Here is a 24,286-nt window from a genome sequence, read left to right as displayed (position 1 = left end):
TCCCTAAACCGGTCGACAATGACAATTACCAAAGTCAATATAAGAAATTAAATCAAAATAACAATAGACATCCCGCTAAATAAACAACCTTAAACATATCGATAATACGAAATAATAAAGGCGCCGAATATGGCGCCTTTATTGGTTCCCTACGCCCGCCGCTTCCTGAACATCCCGCGCAGCGCCACGCTGTTGCGCAAGAAGCCGACGCCGAAGCCCAGCAGGGTGTAGACCACGCCGAGCACCAGCATCATCATCACGTCGCCCCACACTTCGTTCAGCGACAGCCCCATCTGGTTGACGCCGGCGATCGCCTTGGTGCCCCAGGTGGAGGGAATGCTGTAGGAGATGGCGCGCACCCAGGCCGGCATCGACTGCAGCGGCCAGATGGTGCCGGACAGGTAGAAGATCGGCGTGGTGATGAACGCCAGCGTCAGGTAGATCATTTCGACGCTGCGCAGGCACTCGGTCACCAGCTTGCCCAGCCCCAGCACCGCCAGCAGGAACGGGAAGGTCAGCAGCAGCAGTTCGGCGATGTTCGCCGTCTGCCTGTAGCCCAATACCCACGGCCACAGCACGAACAGCACGATCGACAGGAACAGCCAGATCGGCAGCAGCGCCGTCAGCCCGCCGAGGTGCGCCGCCAGCGGCGCCTTGCCGCCGGGCATGCTCTTCATGGCGATGTTGACGCGGATACAGGCGATCAGCAGCGAGTGCTGCAACAGCATCACCAGCAGGCCGGGAAAGATGATCGCCGCGAAGCTGATGCCGGGGTTAAACACGTCCAGCGTTTGCCCCAGTATCGGCGTCAGCAGTATCTGAGCCTGCCGTTCGCTGAAGCCGCTGCGCAGCAGCAGCCCGTTGTTGTACTCCGTCAGCAGCTGCTGGTAGGCCGCCACCACGTCCTGTTGGATCTGGCCGTTGGCCAGGCGGTTGGTGGCGTCGCCGTACACCGGCACCACGATGTTCTGCCCGCTGAGGATCTTCTTCTCCAGATCCACCGGCATGATGATCACCGCAAACAGCTTGCGCCAGCCGAGATCGCGCTGCGCCTGCTCCAGGCTGTCGTAGGTTTCGATCGCTATCTTGGAGGTGGCGTCCAGCTGGCGGATCAGCTGCCGGCTGGCGGTGCTGTGATCCTGATCGACCACCCCCACCGGCAGATCCCACACCGTGCGGTTGGCGTACACCAGGCTCATGATGCACAGCGACAGGATCAGCATCAGCCACACCGGCCGCTCCAGCATGCCGAGCAGCACCTTAACGAAGGTTTGCCAATAGAGCTTCATCCGGCGTTCCCCTCTTTTTCCAGCCGCGCCGGCAGGCGATTACGCACCAGCAGCGCGGCCACCAGCGGGTAGACCGCCAGCAGCGCACACACGCTGAAAATGGCGCTGGCGTGCACCTGCCTCAGGAACACGTCGAACATCGCGTACAGCGCGTGGGTCAGCGGTTCGATGTTGGAAATGATGCGCGCCGGCAGCGGCATCGACAGCTCAGGCACCGCCATGCCGGAGAAGGTCATCGCGATACTGACCAAAATACCGATCAGGCTGTAGGCGGTGATGGTGCTGCCGGTAAAGGTATACAGCAGCAGGCCGATGCTCTGCGCCGCCATCACGTAAAACAGGCCGATCATCAGCATAAACAGCGGGTTGCCGCTGACGCGGGCGTCAAAGATGCCCACCAGCGCCGCGATCTCCACCATCAGCAGGGTGGTGAAACACAGCGTGTAAGGCGCCAGCTTGCCGAGCAGCGCCAGGCTGAACGGCTTGGCCTGCAGCAGCGATTTGCTGCGCGCCAGCACGTAGATCATGCAGGTCACCACGAACAGCTGCAGCAGGTGAATGGTGGCGGCGAACTGCTGATAATAGATATAGCTGCCGCTGGCGTTGAACAGGCTGCCGTAAGAGAGCGTCACGTCCGCCAGCGGCGGCAACGATTTGCCCATTTCGGTGGCGATGATGCTGCGGGTGCTGGCGTTGATTTCGTTCATCAGGCCGCCGAAGTCCTGGGTGGAGTACAGCCCGGCGCCGTAGAACAGCGCGTTGTAGTACATCACCACGCTCGGCTGCTTGCCCGACAGCGCGTTGGCCTCGAAGTCCGGCGGGATGTACAGCAACGCGTAATCCTGCGCGCTGCGCAGGCGGTTCAGCGACTCCGGCAGCCCGCCGCCGTAGGCCTCGACGTGGGCATGCGACCCGGCGTCCAGCCGCCGCGTCAGCGATTTGGACAGCGGGCTGTGATCGCTGTCCACCACCGAGACCGGCAGATCGAGCAGCGTGCCTTCGGAGAAGTTGCTGCTGATCAGCCCAAACAGGATCAGCGGAAAGATCCAACTCAGCCAGTGCACCACCGGGCTGCGAAAGGCGACGCGGCACTCTTTGTCGAACGCGTGACTGAAGCAGCGCCAGCCGGCCCTTACTCTTTCCATTGCCATAAGGTGCTCATCCCCGGACGCAGGCCGTCCACCGGCTGTGACGGATACAGGCGCACTTCGAAGGTTTTCAGGTCGAAGTCGCCGGTGGCGCGGGTGGCGCGCTTGGTGGCGTAATCCCCCAGCGGCGCGATGTAGCGCACCTCGGTGTCGATCATTTTGTCCTTCAGCGCCGGCACACGCAGCTTGACCTTGTCGCCTTTGCGCACGTGAGCCAGGATGTCTTCGCGCAGGTTAAACACGAAATAGGCGTCCGGCACCCGGATCAGCGTCACCAGCGGGCTGCCGGCGTTCAGCAATTCCCCCACTTCGGCCGGGATCGGCCCCACTTCGCCGTCCACCGGCGCTTTCACCTGCAGATCGTCGCTCTGCGCCTGGATCTGCAGCAGGTTCTCTTCCGCCGCCCGCAGCGCCGCCGCATATTGCTGCCGCTGCTCGACGCGGTCGCCGTTGATGCCTTCGTCCAGGTTGGCCTTGGCCGCCTGCACCTGCTGGAAGCCGGTGTCGCGCGCCCGGCGCGAAGCGTCCAGCTCGGACTTCGAGATATAGCCCTTGCCGGCCACGCTCAGGTTGCGGTTGTAGTCGTTTTGCGCATTGCGGTACTGCGCCTCGGCCTGCGCCAGGTTGGCGCGCAGGTTGCGGATGCTCTCTTCACGGGTGCCGTGCAGCGACAGCTCGAGCTGCGCCTTGGCCTCGTCGCGCGTCGCCTGCGCGGAACGCAGCTGCGCCATCAGTTCGGGGCTGTCGAGCTGGATGATCAACTGACCGCTTTTCACGTCGTCGCCGCGTTCGATCAGGCGTTCAACCACCCGGCCTTTCGCCTTGGAAGCGACGATCACTTCGGGGGCATCCACTTCCCCCTGCAGTAACAGATCCTGATTGTGCGCGCGGAACAAGATCGCCAATGCGATCGCCACCATCATCAGCAATAGGGTAAACAGCGTCTTTTTTTTCATTATGTCGGCTCCCGGGACGGTAAGCGGCGGGCGGGGATCATCATTTCCATGTCTTAAATTGCTCCAAAAAACACCATTGCTCTCATGAGGATATCACAAGCACATATCTCCTCTTTTATAACTATAAATTGGATTATGCTTTTAACACTAAAAAGCATCATTTTCGGCCTTTTGGTATGCAGACTCCTGCAATCGCCCTTTAAGCGATCCACTCTCTGATGGACGATGTCATGACTGAAAACACTGCGGTACCGCTGTCGGTGCTGGATTTATCGCCAATCCCGCAAGGGGCCAAAGCGCGCGACGCTTTCCACTGTTCGCTGGATTTGGCGCAGCACGCCGAACGCTGGGGCTACCGGCGCTACTGGCTGGCCGAGCACCACAACATGACCGGCATCGGCAGCGCCGCCACCTCGGTGCTGCTGGGCTATCTGGCCGCCGGCACCCAGAGCATTCGCCTCGGCTCCGGCGGCGTGATGCTGCCGAACCATGCGCCGCTGGTGATCGCCGAGCAGTTCGGCACGCTGGAGTCGCTCTACCCCGGCCGCATCGATCTGGGGCTGGGCCGCGCGCCCGGCACCGATCAGCGCACCATGATGGCGCTGCGCCGCCACCTGTCCGGCGATGTGGATACCTTCCCGCGCGACGTGCAGGAGCTGCAAAACTACTTCTGCGACGCGCAGCCCGGCCAGCCGGTGCAGGCGGTGCCGGGCCAGGGGCTGCACGTGCCGCTCTGGCTGCTCGGCTCCAGCCTCTACAGCGCGCAGTTGGCGGCGCAGCTTGGCCTGCCGTTCGCCTTCGCCTCGCACTTCGCCCCGGATATGCTGTTCCAGGCGCTGCAGCTGTACCGCGAAAACTTCAAACCGTCCAAACAGCTGGCGCAACCGCACGCCATGGTGTGCGTCAACGTGATCGCCGCCGACAGCGATAGCGATGCGCGCTTCCTGTTCAGCTCGATGCAGCAACAATTCATCAACCTGCGCCGCGGGTCGCCCGGCCCGCTGCCGCCGCCGGTGGATAACATCCACGCGCTGTGGACCGCCGGTGAGCAATACGGCGTCGAGCAGGCGCTGCGGATGTCGATCGTCGGCGATGAAAAAACCGTGCGCCACGGGCTGCAAACGCTGCTGCGTGAAACCGATGCCGACGAGATCATGGTCAACGGCCAGATCTTCGATCATCAGGCGCGGCTGCGTTCGTTCGAGATTGTTGCCGGAGTGAAAGGCGACGTCGTGAAGGGATAAAAAGCGAAAAGGCGGTGGGGAACCCCACCGCCTCGGCGTTAACGCTGGATCAGATAGCGGATGGTCGGCCCGTCCTGCTGGATATCCAGCACCTTGTAGCCGTGGTTGCGCGCATCGAGCGGGATGTTGTTGATCGACTGCGGGCAATCGCTGATCACCTCCAGGATTTCCCCCGGCTTCAGCTGCGGCATCGCCTCCAGCGTCGCCACCGCCGGGTACGGGCAAGGCTCGCCCAGCATGTCCAGCCGGTAGTCCGGCACTATCGTCTTCTCTTTCATGGCATGCTCCTCAAATTCACCACCTGCGCCTCAGGCCGGGCGCGGAAAAAGCGTTTCTCCCACCACAGCATGGCGGCGAAGGCCAGCGCCAGCAGCAGGTAGGTCACCAGCAGGCCGCCGATCGGGCCGAAGGTGTCGAGCAGGTTGATCTTGTCGTAGTCGGTCGCCAGCGCCGGCGCCAGATCGTCCCAGTAATAGGCCAGCAGCGTGGCGCCGATGATGTTGCCCAGCCCCACCCACCAGTAGTGCACCTGCCCTTCCACCGCGCGGTACATCCAGCCGGTCTCGCAACCGCCGGCCAGCACGATACCGAAGCCGAACAGCAGGCCGCCCAGCACCGCATTCGGGCCGGCCCACATGATTTTCGGCGCCACGCCGAGCTGCACATAGCTGAAGATGCCGATGGCGCTCACCGCCATGCCGATGATGATGGCTTTCGCCATGTGGGTGCGGCCGGTGATCCACAGATCGCGAAACGCCGAGGTGAAGCAGATCTGCGCGCGTTCGATCAGCAGACCGAAGCCGATGCCGAACAACATGGCGATGCCGAGCTTCGGCGCATCGAACAGCGTCCACAGCGACCAGGCCACCGCCAGGCCGAAGACCGCCATGCCCAGCCGGAAGCGGCGGCGCGCCTGCTCAGGCTTCTGCGTCAGCGGCGCGGCGGCCTTCACCTTTTGCAATTTAACCGGAATGCGGAACATCGGCAGCAGCGTGAATTTGGCGCCGAAGTACGACCCTGCGGCGGTCGCCAGCGCGAAGAACCAGGCGTGCAGCGAGAACTGCGGAATGCCGGTGAAGAACGCCGCCAGGTTACAGCCCATCGCCAGGCGCGCGCCGAAACCGGCGATAATGCCGCCCAGCAGCGCCTGCACGATGCGAATGCGGTGCTGCGGCTGGCGCAGCTTGATGTTGTTAGCCCACAGCGCGGCGGCGATGCAGCCGGCGAACATGCCGATGATCATGCGCCCGTCGATGCGCTCCAGCGGCGTGCCCTGCAGGCCGATAACCTTGAAATAGCCCCACTGCTCAGGGTGCAAGCCGAACCACTGCAGCACATGGCCGCCCCAGCGAGTGAATTCGCCGGTCACCGCCCAGAAGGTGCCGGTCATGCCGAAGTAGTAGGTAGAAAGGATCCCGGCGGCGATCACCGCCGGCAGCGGCGCCCAAAAGCGCACCAGGTATTGAGATTTGAACTGCTGCCAACTCATGGCATCTCCCGTGCATATCATCCGTAAGAAAAAACCTTATGAATGATACGCCATTCAGGGGCGTTTGACGGCAACTTTCAGGCATAAAAAAACCAGCCCGCAGGCTGGTTTTTCAGAGCGCTTCACCGCGAACGGTGAATCAGCGATTACGCGTCGCCGAAACGACGACGTGGTGCGGCAGGTGCTGCGTCATCACGGCGTGGCGCTGGCTTACCGTCACGGTTGAAGTTACCGCCACGACGCTCGCCGCCGTTACCGCCTTCACGACGTTCGCCGAAGGAACGACGTGGGCCGCCTTCGCGACGTTCGCCGTTGAACGGACGACCGTTGCCGTTGCTACGACGCTCGCCGCCGTTGCCACCGTCACGACGCTCGCGACGTTCGAACGGCTGTGCATCGCCCAGCAGCTGCATGTTCATCGGCTTGTTCAGGATGCGGGTGCGAGTGAAGTGATTCAGGATCTCGCCCGGCATGCCTTTTGGCAGCTCGATGGTGGAGTGGGAAGCGAACAGCTTGATGTTACCGATGTAACGGCTGCTGATGTCGCCTTCGTTAGCGATAGCGCCAACGATGTGACGGACTTCTACGCCATCGTCACGGCCCACTTCGATGCGGTACAGCTGCATTTCGCCAACGTCACGACGTTCGCGACGCGGACGATCGCCGTCACGGCTGTCGCGGCGATCGCCACGGTCACCGCGACGATCGTCACGGTCGTTGAATTCGCGGCGCTGACGCGGCTTGAAGACCGGATCCGGCGGCAGGATCAGCGGACGTTCGCCCTGAGCCATTTTCAGCAGCGCTGCGGCCAGGGTTTCCATATCCAGCTCTTCTTCCGGCTGCAGTTTGGTCAGCAGCGCGCGGTACAGATCCAGATCGCTGCTTTCCAGCTGCTGCTGAACTTTTGCGGCGAACTTGGCCAGACGGCGCTCGCCCAGCAGTTCTGCGTTCGGCAGTTCCACTTCCGGGATGGTCAGCTTCATGGTGCGTTCGATGTTGCGCAGCAGGCGGCGTTCGCGGTTTTCCACGAACAGCAGCGCGCGGCCGGCGCGGCCCGCACGACCGGTACGGCCGATACGGTGAACGTAAGACTCGGAGTCCATCGGGATGTCGTAGTTGACAACCAGGCTGATGCGCTCAACGTCCAGGCCGCGGGCCGCAACGTCGGTTGCGATCAGGATATCCAGACGACCGTCTTTCAGGCGCTCCAGGGTCTGCTCACGCAGCGCCTGGTTCATGTCGCCGTTCAGTGCGGCGCTGCTGTAACCGCTGCGCTCCAGCGCTTCGGCCACTTCCAGGGTCGCGTTCTTGGTGCGCACGAAGATGATCGCTGCGTCAAAGTCTTCGGCTTCCAGGAAACGCACCAGCGCTTCGTTTTTACGCATGCCGTACACCGACCAGTAGCTCTGGCTGATGTCCGGACGGGTGGTCACGCTGGACTGGATGCGCACTTCCTGCGGCTCTTTCATAAAGCGGCGGGTGATGCGACGGATCGCTTCCGGCATGGTGGCGGAGAACAGCGCGGTCTGATGTTCAGCCGGGATCTCAGCCATGATGGTTTCTACGTCTTCGATAAAGCCCATGCGCAGCATTTCGTCGGCTTCATCCAGCACCAGACCGCTCAGGTTGGAGAGGTTCAGGGTGCCGCGCTTCAGGTGGTCCAGCAGGCGGCCTGGGGTACCCACAACGATTTGCGGGCCCTGGCGCAGAGCGCGCAGCTGCACGTCGTAACGCTGGCCGCCGTACAGGGCTACCACGTTGACGCCGTTCATGTGTTTGGAGAAATCAGTCATCGCTTCGGCAACCTGAACCGCCAGTTCGCGGGTCGGTGCCAGCACCAGGATCTGAGGTGCTTTCAGGTCTGCCTGCAGGTTGTGCAGCAGCGGCAGCGAGAACGCTGCAGTTTTACCACTACCGGTCTGTGCCATGCCCAGCACGTCGCGGCCGTTCAACAGGTGAGGAATACACTCAGCCTGGATCGGAGATGGTTTTTCATAGCCCAGATCGTTCAGGGCGGAAATGATTGGAGCAGACAGCCCCAGATCAGCAAAAGAGGTTTCAAACTCAGTCGTCATGTACACGTGCCTCATTAATAATGGCAGCCAGTCTACATAACTCGTCGAGAAAATTTTCAGTCATTTTCATTGAAAAGTGTGAACCGGCTCAAATTAGATTATAAAACGAACAAAAAAGCCCTCGCCCGTGAAGGCGATAACTTTGGTTAAAAACCAATGTTCATCAGGCTGATAGGTGTTCGTCAGCTATTGCTGGTCCGATTCCGATAGGTCGTCTTGCTCTTGGCCCAAAAGCGCCAATTCCAACAATGCATAGCGGTGCTCAACGAAGTTGTGAACGTTGTTAGCCACCGTCAGTTTGAACAGCGCCGAAGCGGTGTCCTTGTCCCCCAGACTCAGGTAGTGTTTACCCAAATAGAAGTCAGTTTCACTGAGATGCTCAGCGAGCGAAGTGTTATCCGTTGCATCTGCCTTTAGGCGTTCCATCAGCGTTTTTTCGCTGATCTTGCCCAGGTAGAATTCGACAATATTCCATCCCCATTGCCCTCTGTCCGCTTTGTCATAGCGCTGCTGAAGCGCTACCTCGGCCTTCTTGGGATCGATTTCTCGCTCCACCAGATACAGCCATAACGAACGGAAGGGATCGTTTGGGTCGTCTTGATAAAACGCCTGCAGATCATCCTGCGCCAACGGGAAGCGGCCGCCATAATACAGTGCGATGCCCCGGTTTAAACGCGCGTAATTGTAAGTTGGATCAAGCTCTAGTACAGAATCAAACGCTTCATAGGCAGCATCAAAATTGCCTGCCTGCGTTAAGTAAATGCCCAGGTAGTTGAAAACTTCCGGCATGTCGGGACGTATCGCCAGCGCCTGCGAGAAATCATTGCGCGCTAATGCACGTAACCCGAGGCTATCATACAGCACACCGCGCTCATATAAAAGCTGTGCGCGTTCGTCATCCGTCAGTGCCCGGCTGGCAAGAATTTGTTCCATGCGCGCCAGGATCACTTCCTGCTGCAACGTTGGCTGCAACGGGATTGCCAAAACTTCGTCTTTACGCCAATCATGGTTGCTGCATCCTGCCAGCATGAGTGCTGTCGCAACGTAACACCAGCGCAAGAAAGGCTTCATTTCCCACTCCCGAAGACAAACATTGGATGAACGTCCTGTCCTCCGTTTGCTAAAACGCGGGTATCCTACCCGCGCGATACGAACAGCTCCCAACCCCGTGGCGGGGAGCTGTAAAACTATCTATACAGTTATTCTGCTTCAGGCGCAGGTGAACCTGCTTCCGGCGCCATCGCTTCTTTGATGCTCAGACGCACGCGGCCCTGACGGTCAACTTCCAGTACCTTAACCGGCACTTCCTGACCCATCTGCAGATAGTCGGTCACTTTCTCAACGCGCTTGTCGGCGATCTGAGAAATGTGCACCAGACCTTCTTTACCACCGCCGATAGCGACGAATGCGCCGAAATCAACGATACGGGTCACTTTACCCTGGTAGATACGGCCCACTTCGATCTCTGCCGTGATCTCTTCGATACGACGGATAGCGAATTTCGCCTTCTCACCGTCGGTCGCAGCGATTTTAACTGTACCATCATCTTCAATTTCGATGGTAGTGCCAGTCTCTTCGGTCAGTGCGCGGATAACGGAACCGCCCTTACCGATCACGTCTTTGATCTTATCCGGGTTGATGCGGATAGTATGAATACGCGGTGCGAATTCGGAGATATCGCCGCGCGGGGAGCTGATAGCCTGTTCCATCACGCCCAGGATGTGCAGACGCGCGCCCTTGGCCTGGTTCAGAGCCACCTGCATGATTTCGCGGGTGATGCCTTCGATTTTGATGTCCATTTGCAGCGCGGTGATACCGTCGCGGCTACCGGCCACTTTGAAGTCCATGTCGCCCAGGTGATCTTCGTCACCCAGAATGTCGGACAGAACCACAAAGTTGTCGGCTTCTTTCACCAGGCCCATCGCGATACCCGCAACGGCAGCCTTGATTGGCACGCCGGCGTCCATCAGCGCCAGGGACGCGCCGCACACGGAAGCCATGGAAGAAGAACCGTTGGATTCGGTGATTTCAGACACCACGCGAACGGTGTACGGGAAATCTTCCGGTTTAGGCATCATAGCCAATACGCCGCGTTTCGCCAGGCGGCCGTGACCGATTTCACGACGCTTAGGAGAACCGACCATGCCGGTTTCGCCCACGGAGTACGGAGGGAAGTTGTAGTGGAACAGGAAGCTGTCGGTCTTTTCGCCCATCAGCTCGTCCAGGTTCTGCGCGTCGCGCGCGGTGCCCAAGGTCGCGGTAACCAGCGCCTGAGTTTCGCCACGGGTGAACAGCGCGGAACCGTGGGTGCGCGGCAGTACGCCGGTGCGCACGTCCAGGCCACGGATCATGTCTTTTTCACGGCCGTCGATACGCGGCTCGCCACGCAATACGCGGCTGCGCACCACGTTTTTCTCGACGTTGCCCAGGATGTCCTGGATTTCGCCGGCGTCCAGCGTTTCGTCCTGCGCCAACAGGGTTTCAACGACGCTGTCTTTGATCGCGTCAACCTGAGCGTAGCGCTCTTGTTTCTCGGTGATGTGGTAAGCGTCGCCCAGGCGAGCTTCGGCCAGTTCAGCCACGCGCGCGTGCAGCACTTCGTTGACCGCAGGCGCCTGCCAATCCCACTTCGGCTTGCCGGCTTCGGCAACCAGCGCGTTGATGTTTTCGATAACCACTTGCTGCTGGTCGTGGCCGAACACCACGGCGCCCAGCATCTGGTCTTCGCTCAGCACGTCCGCTTCGGATTCAACCATCAGCACCGCGCCTGCAGTACCGGCAACCACCAGATCCAGACGGCTTTCTTTCAGCTCGTCAGTCGTCGGGTTCAGCACGTACTGATCGTTGATGTAACCTACGCGCGCTGCGCCGATTGGGCCGTTGAACGGAATACCGGACAGGCTCAGGGCCGCGGAAGCACCGATCATCGCAACGATGTCCGGGTTCACCTGCGGGTTAACGGAAACCACGGTCGCGATCACCTGAACTTCGTTCAGGAAGCTGTCCGGGAACAGTGGGCGGATCGGACGGTCAATCAGACGGGAAGTCAGCGTCTCGCCTTCGCTCGGACGGCCTTCGCGACGGAAGAAGCTGCCCGGGATACGGCCGGCGGCGTAGGTACGCTCTTGGTAGTTAACGGTCAGCGGGAAGAAGCTCTGGCCCGGCTTGGCTTTTTTCTGGCCAACGACGGTAACGAATACGGCGGTGTCATCCATGCTCACCATAACGGCGGCGGTGGCCTGACGAGCCATCATACCGGTTTCGATGGTGACGGTATGCTGGCCATACTGGAATTTGCGAATGATCGGTGTCAGCAAAATTATATCCTTGATTAGCGGCGCGCAATCGCATTGACGACTCGACACGCCTGTGACTCGATTTGCCTTCTCACTACATCCTCGCGACTAATGACAATCCTTATCTCAGGCGGGAGATAAAGCCTCTCATTAGCCGCGCGAACCTCTGTAACGGAAGAACCTGTTTGGAAACATCAGTAATACATTAACCTGATTTGCTTATGCTTCCTAGAAGAAAGGGGCCAAAATAGGCCCCTTTCCACTGAAACTTGCTAGATTAGCGACGCAGACCCAGACGCTCGATCAGGCTGGTGTAACGCGCTACATCTTTACGCTTCAGGTAGTCCAGCAGCTTACGACGCTGAGAAACCATACGCAGCAGACCACGACGGCTGTGGTGATCTTTTTTGTGCTCGGAGAAGTGGCCTTGCAGATGGTTGATCTGCGCAGTCAGCAGGGCAACCTGAACTTCGGTAGAACCGCTGTCGTTAGTACCACGACCGAAATCAGCTACGATTTGAGCTTTAGCTTCAACACTTAGAGACATTGTAATACTCCAGATTATAGATAATAAAAACAGGCGCCGATCTCTAATTCAGCAACCCAATGCATAAGCTGCGCCATTCTACTCTTAGCGCAGTGCGATCGCAAGGCGACGCAGTGCCCCGCCGTCAGTCGAAATGCTCGACCACCAGGCGGCGCGGCGCCACGCGACCATCCTCGGCGATGTCGCCAACGCCGATGAATTTCCGCTCTTCACCCTCGGTGATACGCACCATGCCGGAAGCCGGCGCGCTGGCCACTTGCACCGGTTGTCCCTGCTTGACGTAGCCCGCCACCACCGGCAGCAAATTCACTTCCGGATAGTTCTCAACCGGGCTGTCCATCGGCATCAGCAGCGGATCGAGCAGCTCGCCTGGCGCGATCGCCTGTTCCTGCGCCTGCGCCAGCAAGGCGTTCAGCTGTTCCAGCGTCACCATGCGCGCGATCGGATAGGTCGCCACCTGCAGGCGGCGCAGATAGATCACGTGCGCGCCGCAGCCCAGCAGCTCGCCGAGATCGTCGGTGATGGTGCGGATGTAGGTGCCTTTCGAGCAGTGGATCTCCAGCTCCAGCTCATCCCCTTCCCAGCGGATAAACTGCAGCTCGTACACCGTGATGCTGCGCGTTTCGCGCGGCACTTCAATCCCCTGGCGCGCATACTCGTAGAGTTTCTTGCCCTGGTATTTCAGCGCCGAATACATCGACGGCACCTGCTGGATATCACCGCGGAAGGTGTCCAGCGCCGCGTCGAGCTGCGCCTGGGTGAAGTTCACCGGGCGCTCCTGCACGATCTGACCGTCGGCGTCGGAGGTATCGGTACGCTGCCCCAGCTTGGCGATCACCCGATAACGCTTGTCGGAATCGAGCAGGTATTGCGAAAACTTGGTCGCTTCGCCCAGACAGATAGGCAGCATGCCGGTCGCCAACGGATCGAGCGCACCGGTGTGGCCCGCTCGGTTGGCGTTGTACAGGCGTTTTACTTTTTGCAGCGCATCGTTGGATGACAAGCCCTGCGGCTTGTCCAGCAACAGCACGCCGTGGATATCACGGCCGCGGCGACGAGGGCGACTCATTAGTCCTCCTTGTCATCGCCTGAGGCGGAACGGCGCTCGGCGTCGTTCTTCACCACGTTGGTCACCAGGTTGGACATGCGCATGCCTTCCACCAGGGAGTTGTCGTAAGCGAAGGTCAGCTCCGGCACCACGCGCAGGCGCATCGCTTTGCCCAGCAGGGTGCGGATATAACCGGAAGCGTCCTGCAACGCTTTAATGCCGTTGGTGACCAGATCCGGATCGTGGTTCTCGGTCAGTACGTTCAGAAAGGTGACGTAAACCTTGGCATACGCCAGGTCACGGGACACTTCTACGCCGGAAACGGTCGCCATGCCGACGCGCGGATCTTTCACTTCACGCTGCAGAATGATCGCAATCTCTTTCTGCATCTCTTGCGCCACGCGTTGGCCGCGGCTGAATTCTTTTGCCATTTTGGATTCTCCAGACAAATCGGGGGGCACAAGGCCCCCCGTAAACAGATATAAGCAGATGTGCAATCGTTAAGCGATGGAGCGTTGGATCTCAATGATTTCGAACACTTCGATCATGTCGCCGACGCGCACGTCGTTATAGTTCTTAACGCCGATACCACATTCCATGCCGTTACGGACTTCGTTAACGTCATCCTTGAAGCGGCGCAGGGATTCCAGCTCGCCTTCATAGATAACCACGTTGTCGCGCAGTACGCGGATTGGGTTGTGACGCTTGATGGTCCCTTCGGTAACCATACAGCCAGCGATAGCGCCGAACTTAGGCGATTTGAACACGTCACGCACTTCGGCCAGGCCGATGATCTGCTGCTTGTATTCCGGCGCCAGCATACCGCTCATCGCCTGCTTCACTTCGTCGATCAGGTTATAGATCACGGAGTAGTAACGCAGATCCAGGCTCTCCGCTTCGATCACGCGGCGCGCAGAAGCGTCGGCACGCACGTTGAAGCCCAGGATGATGGCGTTGGAAGCCGCAGCCAGCGTCGCGTCGGTTTCGGTGATGCCACCTACGCCGGAGCCGACAATCTTCACCTTCACTTCGTCGGTGGAGAGTTTCAGCAGCGAGTCGCTGATCGCTTCGCAAGAACCCTGTACGTCGGACTTCAGTACGATGTTCAGCTCGGACACTTCGCCGTCGGTCATGTTGGCGAACATGTTTTCCAGCTTGGACTTCTGCTGACGCGCCAGTTTGACTTCGCGGAACTTGCCCTGACGGTACAGCGCCACTTCACGCGCTTTCTTCTCGTCACGCACCACGGTCGCTTCGTCACCCGCTGCAGGCACGCTGGACAGACCCAGGATTTCCACAGGAATAGACGGACCGGCGGAGGTCACGTCACGGCCCAATTCGTCGCGCATCGCACGCACACGGCCGTATTCGAAGCCGCACAGGACGATATCGCCCTTGTTCAGCGTACCTTCCTGAACCAGCACGGTAGCCACAGGGCCACGGCCTTTATCCAGGAAGGACTCGATCACCACGCCGCTCGCCATGCCGCTGCGAACTGCTTTCAGTTCCAGAACTTCGGCCTGCAGCAGGATAGCCTGCAGCAGCTCGTCGATACCGGTACCGGCTTTCGCGGACACGTGGACGAACTGCGCTTCGCCGCCCCACTCTTCCGGCATAACGCCGTACTGAGACAGCTCCTGCTTAACGCGGTCCGGATCGGCTTCCGGCTTGTCGATTTTGTTCACCGCAACCACCAACGGCACCTGCGCCGCTTTCGCGTGCTGGATAGCTTCGATGGTCTGTGGCATCACGCCGTCGTCGGCCGCCACTACCAGCACCACGATGTCAGTTGCCTGAGCACCGCGAGCACGCATCGAGGTAAACGCGGCGTGGCCCGGGGTATCCAGGAAGGTGATCATGCCGTTCTCGGTTTCTACGTGGTAGGCACCGATGTGCTGGGTAATGCCGCCGGCTTCGCCCGCCGCCACTTTGGTGGAGCGGATGTAGTCCAGCAGAGAGGTTTTACCGTGGTCAACGTGGCCCATGATGGTCACGACCGGCGCGCGCGGCTCGGCCGCAGCGCCCGTATCACGGTCGCTCATCAGCGCTTCTTCCAGCTCGTTTTCACGACGCAGGATAACTTTGTGGCCCATCTCTTCGGCAACCAGCTGTGCGGTTTCCTGGTCGATAACCTGGTTGATGGTGGCCATGGCGCCCAGCTTCATCATCACTTTGATGACCTGAGAACCTTTTACCGCCATCTTGTTGGCCAGCTCGGCCACGGTGATGGTTTCGCCAATCACCACGTCACGGTTAACCACCTGCGCCGGCTTGTTGAAGCCCTGCTGCAGAGCGCTAGGCTTGCGTTTGCCTTTACCGCCACGGGTAACGGCACGCGCCTCTTCACGATCCGCTTTGGATTCGGACAGCTTGTTGCCTTTCTTCTGCTTGGTGGCTTTGCCGCCGCGGGTGCGGCTGCGACGATCGCCTTCAACTTTGGCGTCGTTTTCATCTTCCGCGGCGCGGGCGTGCTGAGAGGTGGTCACGTGATAGTCGGCGCTTTCAACCGCGGCGCTTGCCGCGTCTGCCTGGGCCCACTTCTCGCCGTTCTCTTCGGCCATGCGACGGGCTTCTTCCGCCACGCGCTTGGCTTCCTCTTCAACCTTGCGGCGCACTTCCTCTTCCGCTTTGCGTTTCAGTTCAGCGGCTTCGGCTTCACGGCGTGCTTTTTCCGCCTGAGCTGGCTTGGTCATTTCGTCGGTATGTTGATTGGTCACTTTTTCTTTTTCCGCTGAATTACGCTTAGCAATCTCCGCGGCCTCACGTTTGGCTTGCTCTTCGGCTGCGCGCTTCGCTTCCGCTTCGCGTTTTGCGAGCTCTTCCGCTTCGCGCCGTGCCTGCTCTTCCGCTTCACGCTGTGCCTGCTCTGCCGCTTCAGCCAACTGGGCTTCCTGCGTATCGCGATTTACATAAGTGCGTTTCTTGCGGACCTCAATTTGCACCGATTTACTTTTACCGCCGGTGCTCGGGATATTCAAGGTGCTGCGCGTTTTGCGCTGCAAAGTGAGTTTACCCGGCGCGCTGCCGTGTTCACGGTTCAGGTGCGCCAGCAATGTTTCTTTTTCTTGCTGGGTAACAGAGTCCGACTCGGACTTGTTGATCCCTGCATCAGCAAACTGCTGTACCAGGCGATCAACCGGAGTCTGAATCTCTGCTGCCAGCGATTTTACGGTTACATCTGTCGTCATGCTGTTCCTTCCTGCTACAGTTATTACGCGTTGTCGCCAAACCAACAGATATTGCGTGCAGCCATGATCAGCTCACCGGCTTGCTCATCGCTAAGCCCTTCAATATCAGCCAGATCGTCAACACCCTGCTCGGCAAGATCTTCCAGCGTACAAACCCCACGCGCGGCCAGTTTAAAGGCCATGCTGCGCTCAAGACCCGGCAGGTTGAGCAAATCGTCGGCCGGTTTGTTGTCGCCCAGGCTTTCTTCTTGAGCCAGGGCCAGCGTGGTCAATGCAGCTTTGGCGCGTTCGCGCAATGCTTCAACCGTATCTTCATCCAGACCGTCGATTTCCAACAGCTCTTTGATCGGCACGTAGGCCAGCTCTTCCAGCGTGGAGAAGCCTTCTTCAACCAGTACGGTGGCGAAATCTTCGTCGATATCAAGATACTTGGTGAAGGTATCAATAGCGGCATGAGCCTCGGCCTGGTGCTTGGCCTGCAGGTCGTCCGCCGTCATCACGTTCAGTTCCCAACGATCGTCGCCGCGGTGTTGTTTCAGCAGTTGGGAAGCCAAACGCACGTTTTGGCCGTTACGGCCGATCGCCTGCGCCAGGTTGCTGGCTTCAACGGCGATATCCATGGTGCAGTTATCTTCGTCTACCACGATCGACGCGACGTCGGCCGGTGCCATGGCGTTGATGACGAATTGCGCTGGGTTATCATCCCACAGGATGATGTCGATACGTTCGCCGCCGAGCTCGCTCGACACGGCCTGAACGCGCGCACCGCGCATGCCTACGCAGGCGCCGACCGGGTCGATGCGCTTGTCGTTGGTTTTCACTGCAATTTTCGCACGGGAGCCTGGATCGCGGGCTGCCGCTTTAATTTCGATCACTTCTTCGCCGATTTCCGGCACTTCGATGCGGAACAGTTCTTTCAGCATTTCCGAGCTGGAACGGCTGACGAACAGCTGCGCGCCGCGTGCTTCAGGACGCACGGCGTACAGTACGCCGCGAATGCGGTCGCCCGGACGGAAGTTTTCGCGCGGCAGCATGTCTTCACGGCCAATCACCGCTTCAGCGTTGTTGCCCAGATCCAGCGCGATGCTGTCACGGTTCACTTTCTTCACCACGCCGGTGACGATCTCACCTTCGTGTTCACGGAAAGCGTCAACCACCATCGCACGCTCGGCTTCGCGCACTTTCTGCACGATAACCTGCTTGGCGGTTTGGGTGGTGATGCGGTCGAAGGTCACGGATTCGATCTGATCTTCGACGTAGCCGCCGAGCTCGATGCTCGGATCCTCAAACTGAGCGGCTTCCAGCGTGATTTCACGCGTTGGCTGCGTCACTTCGTCTACGGCGACCCAACGGCGGAAGGTATCGAAATCGCCGGTTCTGCGGTCAATGCTGACGCGCACGTCGATTTCCTGCTCGTATTTTTTCTTGGTTGCGGTGGCTAATGCAGTTTCCAGCGCTTCGAAAATCTTCTCGCGCGGAAGGGATTTTTCATTGGAAACTGCTTCAACAACAGCCAGAATCTCTTTGTTCATCCTAGTTGCCTCTTCCAAACTTTAAAAGTGGGGTACCAGGTTCGCTTTCTGGATGTTGCTCAGCGCGAACACTTCATCTTTCCCTTCCACAGTAACCGTGATCATCTCGCCTTCGACAGACTTGATAATACCCTGCCACTTGCGACGGTTCTGTACCGCCATGCGCAGGACCAGGCTGACTTCTTCACCGAGGAAACGCGTATAGTGCTCTGCGGTGAACATCGGGCGATCAAGGCCAGGAGAGGAGACTTCCAAGTTGTAAGCGACCGTGATTGGATCTTCGACGTCCAATACAGCGCTGACCTGGTGGCTGACATCAGCGCAATCATCAACATTGATGCCGTTATCACTATCAATATAGATGCGGAGCGTCGATTGGCGCGCACGAATGAATTCGATGCCTACAAGCTCAAAGCCCAACGCTTCTACGGGTGCCGAAAGCATCTCTGTTAACTGTTGCTCTAATGTGGACAAGCCCACCCCCAAGACATAAAAAAAGGGCTAAATAGCCCAGTGATTCTGTTGCCAAATAACAAAAAACCCCGAAAAATCGGGGCTTTATGCAACTGGACCCTGTTTGCCGCTAGGCGGCCTCGGTACAACTTTCGAGCAAGTGTCATTTTCAAATGTTGATCGAGAAAAGCGGATTTCAATCGAAAAGTGTATTTGAAAATAAACACTTAAAGGAAAGTGGTTGCGGGGGCCGGATTTGAACCGACGACCTTCGGGTTATGAGCCCGACGAGCTACCAGGCTGCTCCACCCCGCGTCCGAAAACGTGGCAAATACTACGCCGATAATCGCAAAATTGCAAGTTATCTCTGGGATTTGGTACCGAGGATGGGACTCGAACCCACAAGCCCGTTAGGGCACTACCACCTCAAGGTAGCGTGTCTACCAATTCCACCACCTCGGTACTGATTCTTACTGCTAACGGCCGTTGTTCTTTCGAGTTCACAACCACCGTTTACAAACTTTTTCGGCTTACTGCGGGATATCGCTGCTCGGCTTGGCCGGTGCTGCCGGCGCGGTTGTCTGCTCAGTTTTCACTGGCTGACCCAGGTTTTCCCACTCGCTGCCTTTCTTGCTTTGGTTGCTGCTGAGGTTGCCCAGAATCAGGCTGATGACGAAGAACAGCGTCGCCAGCACAGCAGTCATGCGGGTCATAAAGTTACCGGAACCACTCGAACCGAACAATGTGCCTGATGCACCTGCTCCGAAAGAGGCTCCCATATCAGCGCCTTTACCTTGCTGCAACATAATCAGAGCAACCAGCCCGATTGAAATCAGCAGGAAAATTACCAGAAGAGCTTCGTACATAGTAGTACCCGTATCCTTGCGGCCTCACCGCATGCCAAATGCTTCACACTCATCAAGCAGGCGTTTTTATAAACTGCCTACTGAAGCGGGTGTGAATACTAACCAAAGCCGCCAACCCGCGCAAGGGCAATTTGCAGCCGCCGGCGCGTTTGCGGAAAAAAACGCCAACAATCGCCTATTCGGGCTCAGCTGTGCCGAGCCCGATGGCTAACTGTCTGTTTTAACCGGCGGATTTCACCGCATCGGCAATGCGATGCGCCAGCGCGGTCACCTGCTGCTCGTCCTCGCCTTCCACCATTACGCGGATCAGCGGCTCGGTGCCCGATTTGCGCAGCAGCACCCGGCCGCGGCCGGCCAACTCGGCCTCTACCTGCTCGGTGACCTTGCGCACCGCGTCGGACTCCAGCGGATTGTGATCGCCGGCGAAGCGCACGTTGACCAGGATTTGCGGCAGCAGCTTCATGCCGCTGCACAGGTCGTGCAGGCTCATGTGGTTGCGCACCATGGCAGTCAGCACCTGCAGCCCGGCCACGATGCCGTCACCGGTGGTGGTTTTGTCCAGCAGGATCACATGGCCGGAGTTTTCCGCACCGATACGCCAGCCCAGCTCCTGCAGCTTCTCCAACACATAGCGGTCGCCCACTTTGGCGCGAGCGAACGGAATACCCAGCTGTTTCAGCGCCAGCTCCAGCCCCATATTGCTCATCAGGGTGCCGACCGCGCCGCCGCGCAGCTGGCCCTGACGCAGGCCTTCGCGGGCGATGATGTACAGGATCTGATCGCCGTCCACCTTGTTGCCCAGGTGATCCACCATCATCACGCGGTCGCCGTCGCCGTCGAACGCCAGGCCCACGTGCGCTTTTTCCTGCAGCACGCGCTCCTGCAGCTGACGCACGTCGGTAGCGCCGCACTTCTCGTTGATGTTCATGCCGTCCGGCTCAACGCCGATGGCGATCACCGTGGCGCCCAGCTCGCGCAGCACGCTCGGCGCGATGTGGTAGGTCGCCCCGTTGGCGCAGTCGACCACGATTTTCAGCCCCTTCAGGCTCAGCTCGCTCGGGAAGGTGCCTTTGCAGAATTCGATATAGCGGCCGGCGGCATCGATGATGCGGCTGGCTTTACCCAGCTCGGCGGACTCCACGCAGGTCAGCGGCTTTTCCATCTCGGCTTCGATAGCTTCTTCGACGTTGTCCGGCAGCTTGGCGCCGTCGATCGAGAAGAACTTGATGCCGTTGTCATAGAACGGGTTATGAGAAGCGGAAATGACGATGCCCGCTTCAGCGCGGAAGGTGCGCGTCAGATAAGCCACCGCCGGGGTCGGCATCGGCCCGGTGAAGGAGGCGGACAGCCCTGCGGCCGCCAGGCCGGCTTCCAGCGCGGACTCCAGCATATAGCCGGAGATGCGCGTATCCTTACCGATGATGATCTTGCGGGAACCGTGACGCGCCAGCACTTTACCGGCCGCCCAGCCGAGCTTCAACACGAAGTCCGGCGTGATGGGGCTGTCCCCGACCTTGCCACGAATGCCGTCGGTGCCAAAATATTTGCGCTCGCTCATGTCTCTACTGTCCCTTAGCTGAAAGTGTTGCCTCGACGACACGCATCGCCTCGACGGTTTCTTTAACGTCATGCACTCTGACAATCTGCGCGCCCTGCATCGCCGCGATCACCGCGCAGGCCACGCTGCCGATCACCCGTTGATCCGGCGGCACGTTCAGCAGTTGCCCAATCATCGATTTACGCGACATGCCGACCAATAGCGGCAAACCGAAACGATGAAACTCCGACAACCGCGCCAGAAGCTGATAGTTGTGCGCCAAATTTTTACCGAAACCGAAGCCTGGGTCGAGCAGCAATTTCTGATTTGTTATCCCCGCCTCGTTACAGCGCCGGATATGGTGCTCGAAAAACGCCTGAACGTCGGCAATCAGATCGTCGTAGTGCGGCGCCTGCTGCATGGTGCGCGGCTGCCCTTGCATATGCATCAGACAGACCGGCAGCCCGCTTTCCGCCGCCGCCGCCAGGGCACCCGGCTCCTGAAGTGAGCGAATGTCGTTGATCAGGTGTGCGCCGGCGTGCGCTGATTCGCGGATCACGCCCGCTTTCGAGGTATCGACAGAGATAAAGACTTCAAAACGCTGCGCCAGCGCTTCCACCACCGGCACGACCCGTTCCAATTCTTCCTCTTCACTCACCTCTGCCGCCCCCGGCCTTGTCGACTCGCCGCCGATATCGATCATCGTGGCGCCGGCCGAAATCAGCGCATGCGCGTGCAGCAATGCCTGGTTCAGGGTGTTGTGGCGGCCGCCGTCGGAAAATGAATCCGGCGTCACGTTGAGGATGCCCATCACCTGCGGATGGGAGAGATTGAGCGTCATGTCGCGCACGGTTAACTGCATGGTTGGTCCACCTTACTGTTGCCTGGTTCACTGCCCGCCGGGCAAAAAAAACCCCGGCGTACCGGGGTTTGATGTTATTACACAGCCGCAGTTACTTGTCGAGCTGCTCGGACATGGTGTTGCCCGGCGTTGGGGTGCGAGGTTCATCTATCGGCGTCGGGGCTTTCGGGGTGCCGCCGTTGTCGGAGCTGTTGCCTTTGTTCGCATCGTCCCAACCCGCAGGCGGACGCACGTCTTTGCGGTTCATCAGATCGTCGATCTGCGGCGCATCGATGGTTTCGTACTTCATCAACGCATCCTTCATCGAGTGCAGGATGTCCATGTTTTCCATCAGCAGCGAGCGAGCACGCGTGTAGTTACGCTCGATCAGCGACTTCACTTCCTGGTCGATGATGCGCGCGGTTTCATCCGACATGTGCTTCGCCTTGGCCACGGAACGGCCAAGGAACACTTCGCCCTCTTCTTCCGCATACAGCAGCGGCCCCAGCTTCTCGGAGAAGCCCCACTGGGTCACCATGTTGCGGGCGATGGAGGTCGCCACTTTGATGTCGTTCGACGCACCGGTAGAGACTTTCTCCGGCCCGTAGATGATCTCTTCCGCCAGACGGCCGCCGTACAGGGTGGAGATTTGGCTCTCCAGCTTCTGACGGCTGGCGCTGATCGCATCCCCTTCCGGCAGGAAGAAGGTCACGCCGAGCGCACGGCCGCGAGGAATGATGGTCACCTTATGCACCGGATCGTGTTCAGGAACCAGGCGGCCAATGATGGCATGGCCCGCTTCGTGATACGCGGTCGACTCTTTCTGCGCTTCGGTCATCACCATGGAGCGGCGTTCCGCACCCATCATGATCTTGTCTTTGGCTTTCTCGAACTCCACCATCGACACCACGCGCTTGTTGCCGCGGGCGGCGAACAGCGCCGCTTCGTTGACCAGGTTAGCCAGATCGGCACCGGAGAAGCCCGGCGTACCGCGCGCAATGACGGAGGCGTCGATGTCGGCCGCCAACGGCACGCGGCGCATGTGCACCTTCAGGATCTGCTCACGGCCACGCACATCCGGCAGCCCGACCACGACCTGACGGTCGAAGCGGCCCGGGCGCAGCAGCGCAGGGTCAAGCACGTCCGGGCGGTTGGTGGCCGCGATGACGATGATGCCTTCGTTGCCTTCGAAACCGTCCATCTCAACCAGCATCTGGTTCAGGGTCTGTTCGCGCTCATCGTGACCGCCACCCAGGCCGGCGCCACGCTGGCGACCGACGGCGTCGATTTCATCGATGAAGATGATGCACGGCGCGGCTTTCTTCGCTTGCTCGAACATGTCGCGCACGCGGGATGCCCCCACGCCGACGAACATTTCGACGAAGTCGGAACCGGAAATGGTGAAGAACGGCACCTTCGCTTCGCCGGCGATCGCTTTCGCCAGCAGCGTTTTACCGGTCCCCGGCGGGCCAACCATCAGCACGCCTTTCGGGATCTTGCCGCCCAGCTTCTGGAAACGGCTCGGCTCGCGCAGGTATTCCACCAGTTCGCTCACCTCTTCTTTCGCTTCGTCACAACCGGCGACATCGGCGAAAGTGGTCTTGATCTGGTCTTCCGTCAGCATGCGGGCCTTGCTCTTGCCGAAGGACATCGCGCCCTTGCCGCCGCCGCCCTGCATTTGCCGCATAAAGAAGATCCAGACCCCGATCAGCAACAGCATCGGGAACCAGGAGATAAAGATAGAAGCCAGCAGGCTCGGCTCTTCAGGCGGCTCGCCGACAACTTTCACATTCTTCGTTAACAACGTATCCAGCAACTTAGGATCGTTGACAGGGATGTAGGTCGTGTATTTGTTACTGTCTTTCTTGGTAACGTTAATTTCACGTCCGTTGATTCGCGCTTCGCGAACCTGGTCCTGGGTCAGTTCGGACATGAAGGTAGAGTAATCCACCCTACGGCCATTCGACTCGCTGGGCCCAAAGCTCTGGAATACAGACATCAACACTACCGCGATGACTAACCAGAGAATTAGGTTTTTCGCCATGTCACTCAAGGGATTAACCTCATCTTACAACTGTGTTAACAAACAGCGTTAGGGTACTACAGTTTGCGCCCTGTCGCTACAATGTACACTTCGCGCGAACGGGCGCGGGAAGCGTCTGGCTTACGAATCTTAACCTTCGTAAACAGGGAGCGAATTTCCCGTAGGTACTCGTCAAAGCCATCTCCCTGGAACACCTTCACCAGGAAACTTCCGCCTGGTGCGAGGACATCCCGACACATATCCAGCGCCAACTCCACCAGATACATCGACCTTGGAATATCGACCGCCGGGGTGCCACTCATATTCGGGGCCATATCGGACATGACCACCTGAACCTTACTCTCGCCTACTCGTTCCAACAGCGCCTTCAGCACCAGTTCATCACGAAAATCGCCCTGAAGGAAATCGACGCCAACGATAGGATCCATTGGCAAAATATCACAGGCGATGATGCGCCCGGTACCGCCGATTTGGGTGACCACATACTGCGACCAGCCGCCCGGCGCGGCGCCGAGATCCACCACGGTCATGCCCGGTTTGAACAGTTTGTCGCTCTGCTGTATTTCATCAAGTTTAAACCAGGCGCGGGAACGCAGTCCCTTTTTCTGCGCCTGCTGTACATATTTATCGCTAAAGTGTTCTTGTAACCAGCGACTGGAGCTAGCCGAACGCTTTTTATTAGCCATCTCGTTTTCCAACTATCATAAAAAGAGTCTTATGTCAGGGTCGCTGC

21 protein-coding genes and 2 tRNA genes are annotated in these 24,286 nt (G+C 59.1%); 1 reads left to right on the top strand and 22 read right to left on the bottom strand.

Translation table 11 applies throughout. The features are described from left to right. Positions 1-149: 149 nt before the first annotated feature. Genes ACJ8HN_RS14335 through ACJ8HN_RS14325 form a run of 3 tightly spaced genes read right to left on the bottom strand, consistent with a single transcriptional unit; the run spans position 150 to position 3,393 of the window. Positions 150-1,289 carry an ABC transporter permease gene (locus ACJ8HN_RS14335; protein WP_164038636.1) on the bottom strand — a complete coding sequence of 380 codons (1,140 nt, stop codon included), beginning with the start codon at positions 1,287-1,289 and terminating at the stop codon, positions 150-152. Further along, entirely contained in the window at positions 1,286-2,440 is a 1,155-nt protein-coding gene (locus ACJ8HN_RS14330) for an ABC transporter permease (RefSeq protein WP_049201576.1), read from the bottom strand. Before ACJ8HN_RS14330 ends, ACJ8HN_RS14335 begins: the two co-directional genes overlap by 4 nt. After that, positions 2,422-3,393, bottom strand: a complete 972-nt coding sequence (locus tag ACJ8HN_RS14325) for an HlyD family secretion protein (protein WP_141971295.1) — start codon at positions 3,391-3,393, stop codon at positions 2,422-2,424. Before ACJ8HN_RS14325 ends, ACJ8HN_RS14330 begins: the two co-directional genes overlap by 19 nt. Positions 3,394-3,623: 230 nt before the next feature. Here ACJ8HN_RS14325 and ACJ8HN_RS14320 point away from each other — a divergent pair, with 230 nt between their 5' ends. After that, positions 3,624-4,637 (top strand): luciferase-like monooxygenase, encoded by a 1,014-nt coding sequence (locus ACJ8HN_RS14320; RefSeq protein ID WP_049288409.1) that lies wholly within the window; start codon positions 3,624-3,626, stop codon positions 4,635-4,637. A 38-nt stretch (positions 4,638-4,675) separates the two neighbouring features. On the opposite strand, the gene yedF is transcribed toward ACJ8HN_RS14320, so the two are convergent. From yedF to rlmE, 19 genes are all read right to left on the bottom strand, one after another. Beyond that, positions 4,676-4,915, bottom strand: a complete 240-nt coding sequence (yedF, locus tag ACJ8HN_RS14315; protein WP_033636829.1) for a sulfurtransferase-like selenium metabolism protein YedF — start codon at positions 4,913-4,915, stop codon at positions 4,676-4,678. After that, positions 4,912-6,126: a selenium metabolism membrane protein YedE/FdhT gene (gene yedE / locus ACJ8HN_RS14310; protein ID WP_016929320.1), complete on the bottom strand. Its 1,215-nt coding sequence runs from the start codon at positions 6,124-6,126 to the stop codon at positions 4,912-4,914. The genes yedF and yedE overlap by 4 nt, the downstream gene beginning before the upstream one ends. Before the next feature lie 146 nt (positions 6,127-6,272). Further along, the gene (locus tag ACJ8HN_RS14305; protein ID WP_193168868.1) at positions 6,273-8,201 is read right to left on the bottom strand and encodes a DEAD/DEAH family ATP-dependent RNA helicase; all 1,929 of its coding nucleotides are present in this window, start codon (positions 8,199-8,201) and stop codon (positions 6,273-6,275) included. Next, positions 8,191-8,265 carry a protein YrbN gene (gene yrbN, locus ACJ8HN_RS14300; RefSeq protein ID WP_223182019.1) on the bottom strand — a complete coding sequence of 25 codons (75 nt, stop codon included), beginning with the start codon at positions 8,263-8,265 and terminating at the stop codon, positions 8,191-8,193. The genes ACJ8HN_RS14305 and yrbN overlap by 11 nt, the downstream gene beginning before the upstream one ends. Positions 8,266-8,387: 122 nt before the next feature. Next, complete coding sequence (nlpI, locus tag ACJ8HN_RS14295) at positions 8,388-9,272, bottom strand: lipoprotein NlpI (RefSeq protein WP_033636826.1); 885 nt, start codon at positions 9,270-9,272, stop codon at positions 8,388-8,390. A gap of 128 nt (positions 9,273-9,400) precedes the next feature. Next, a complete protein-coding gene (pnp, locus tag ACJ8HN_RS14290; protein WP_442523599.1) occupies positions 9,401-11,518 on the bottom strand; it encodes a polyribonucleotide nucleotidyltransferase in 2,118 nt (705 codons plus the stop codon). 256 nt (positions 11,519-11,774) lie between these two features. Next, the gene (rpsO, locus tag ACJ8HN_RS14285) at positions 11,775-12,044 is read right to left on the bottom strand and encodes a 30S ribosomal protein S15 (RefSeq protein ID WP_004933502.1); all 270 of its coding nucleotides are present in this window, start codon (positions 12,042-12,044) and stop codon (positions 11,775-11,777) included. A 124-nt stretch (positions 12,045-12,168) separates the two neighbouring features. Further along, positions 12,169-13,113: a tRNA pseudouridine(55) synthase TruB gene (gene truB, locus ACJ8HN_RS14280; protein ID WP_442523598.1), complete on the bottom strand. Its 945-nt coding sequence runs from the start codon at positions 13,111-13,113 to the stop codon at positions 12,169-12,171. Then, positions 13,113-13,523, bottom strand: a complete 411-nt coding sequence (rbfA, locus tag ACJ8HN_RS14275; RefSeq protein WP_004933508.1) for a 30S ribosome-binding factor RbfA — start codon at positions 13,521-13,523, stop codon at positions 13,113-13,115. Before rbfA ends, truB begins: the two co-directional genes overlap by 1 nt. Positions 13,524-13,592: 69 nt before the next feature. Next, positions 13,593-16,280 (bottom strand): translation initiation factor IF-2, encoded by a 2,688-nt coding sequence (infB, locus tag ACJ8HN_RS14270; protein WP_033636822.1) that lies wholly within the window; start codon positions 16,278-16,280, stop codon positions 13,593-13,595. Between the two features lie 23 nt (positions 16,281-16,303). Further along, positions 16,304-17,812, bottom strand: coding sequence for a transcription termination factor NusA (gene nusA / locus ACJ8HN_RS14265; protein WP_019453340.1), 1,509 nt, complete (start codon positions 17,810-17,812; stop codon positions 16,304-16,306). Between the two features lie 21 nt (positions 17,813-17,833). Beyond that, the gene (rimP, locus tag ACJ8HN_RS14260) at positions 17,834-18,286 is read right to left on the bottom strand and encodes a ribosome maturation factor RimP (RefSeq protein ID WP_028127574.1); all 453 of its coding nucleotides are present in this window, start codon (positions 18,284-18,286) and stop codon (positions 17,834-17,836) included. A gap of 217 nt (positions 18,287-18,503) precedes the next feature. Then, positions 18,504-18,580, bottom strand: a tRNA-Met gene (locus tag ACJ8HN_RS14255). A gap of 60 nt (positions 18,581-18,640) precedes the next feature. Continuing rightward, positions 18,641-18,727 (bottom strand) — tRNA-Leu (locus ACJ8HN_RS14250). Between the two features lie 68 nt (positions 18,728-18,795). Beyond that, a complete protein-coding gene (gene secG / locus ACJ8HN_RS14245; protein WP_004933519.1) occupies positions 18,796-19,131 on the bottom strand; it encodes a preprotein translocase subunit SecG in 336 nt (111 codons plus the stop codon). A 220-nt stretch (positions 19,132-19,351) separates the two neighbouring features. After that, positions 19,352-20,689, bottom strand: coding sequence for a phosphoglucosamine mutase (gene glmM, locus ACJ8HN_RS14240; RefSeq protein ID WP_033636821.1), 1,338 nt, complete (start codon positions 20,687-20,689; stop codon positions 19,352-19,354). A 4-nt stretch (positions 20,690-20,693) separates the two neighbouring features. Next, entirely contained in the window at positions 20,694-21,530 is an 837-nt protein-coding gene (gene folP / locus ACJ8HN_RS14235) for a dihydropteroate synthase (protein ID WP_033648673.1), read from the bottom strand. A gap of 91 nt (positions 21,531-21,621) precedes the next feature. Then, a complete protein-coding gene (gene ftsH, locus ACJ8HN_RS14230) occupies positions 21,622-23,553 on the bottom strand; it encodes an ATP-dependent zinc metalloprotease FtsH (RefSeq protein ID WP_442523597.1) in 1,932 nt (643 codons plus the stop codon). A gap of 56 nt (positions 23,554-23,609) precedes the next feature. Next, positions 23,610-24,239, bottom strand: coding sequence for a 23S rRNA (uridine(2552)-2'-O)-methyltransferase RlmE (gene rlmE, locus ACJ8HN_RS14225; protein WP_004933533.1), 630 nt, complete (start codon positions 24,237-24,239; stop codon positions 23,610-23,612). Positions 24,240-24,286 lie beyond the last annotated feature (47 nt).

The organism is Serratia sp. CY29653, from assembly GCF_052169255.1.
Taxonomy (GTDB): Bacteria; Pseudomonadota; Gammaproteobacteria; order Enterobacterales; family Enterobacteriaceae; genus Serratia; species Serratia sarumanii.
Note: the sequence above shows the minus strand (reverse complement) of the source record. Positions and strands in the feature narration are given on the sequence as shown.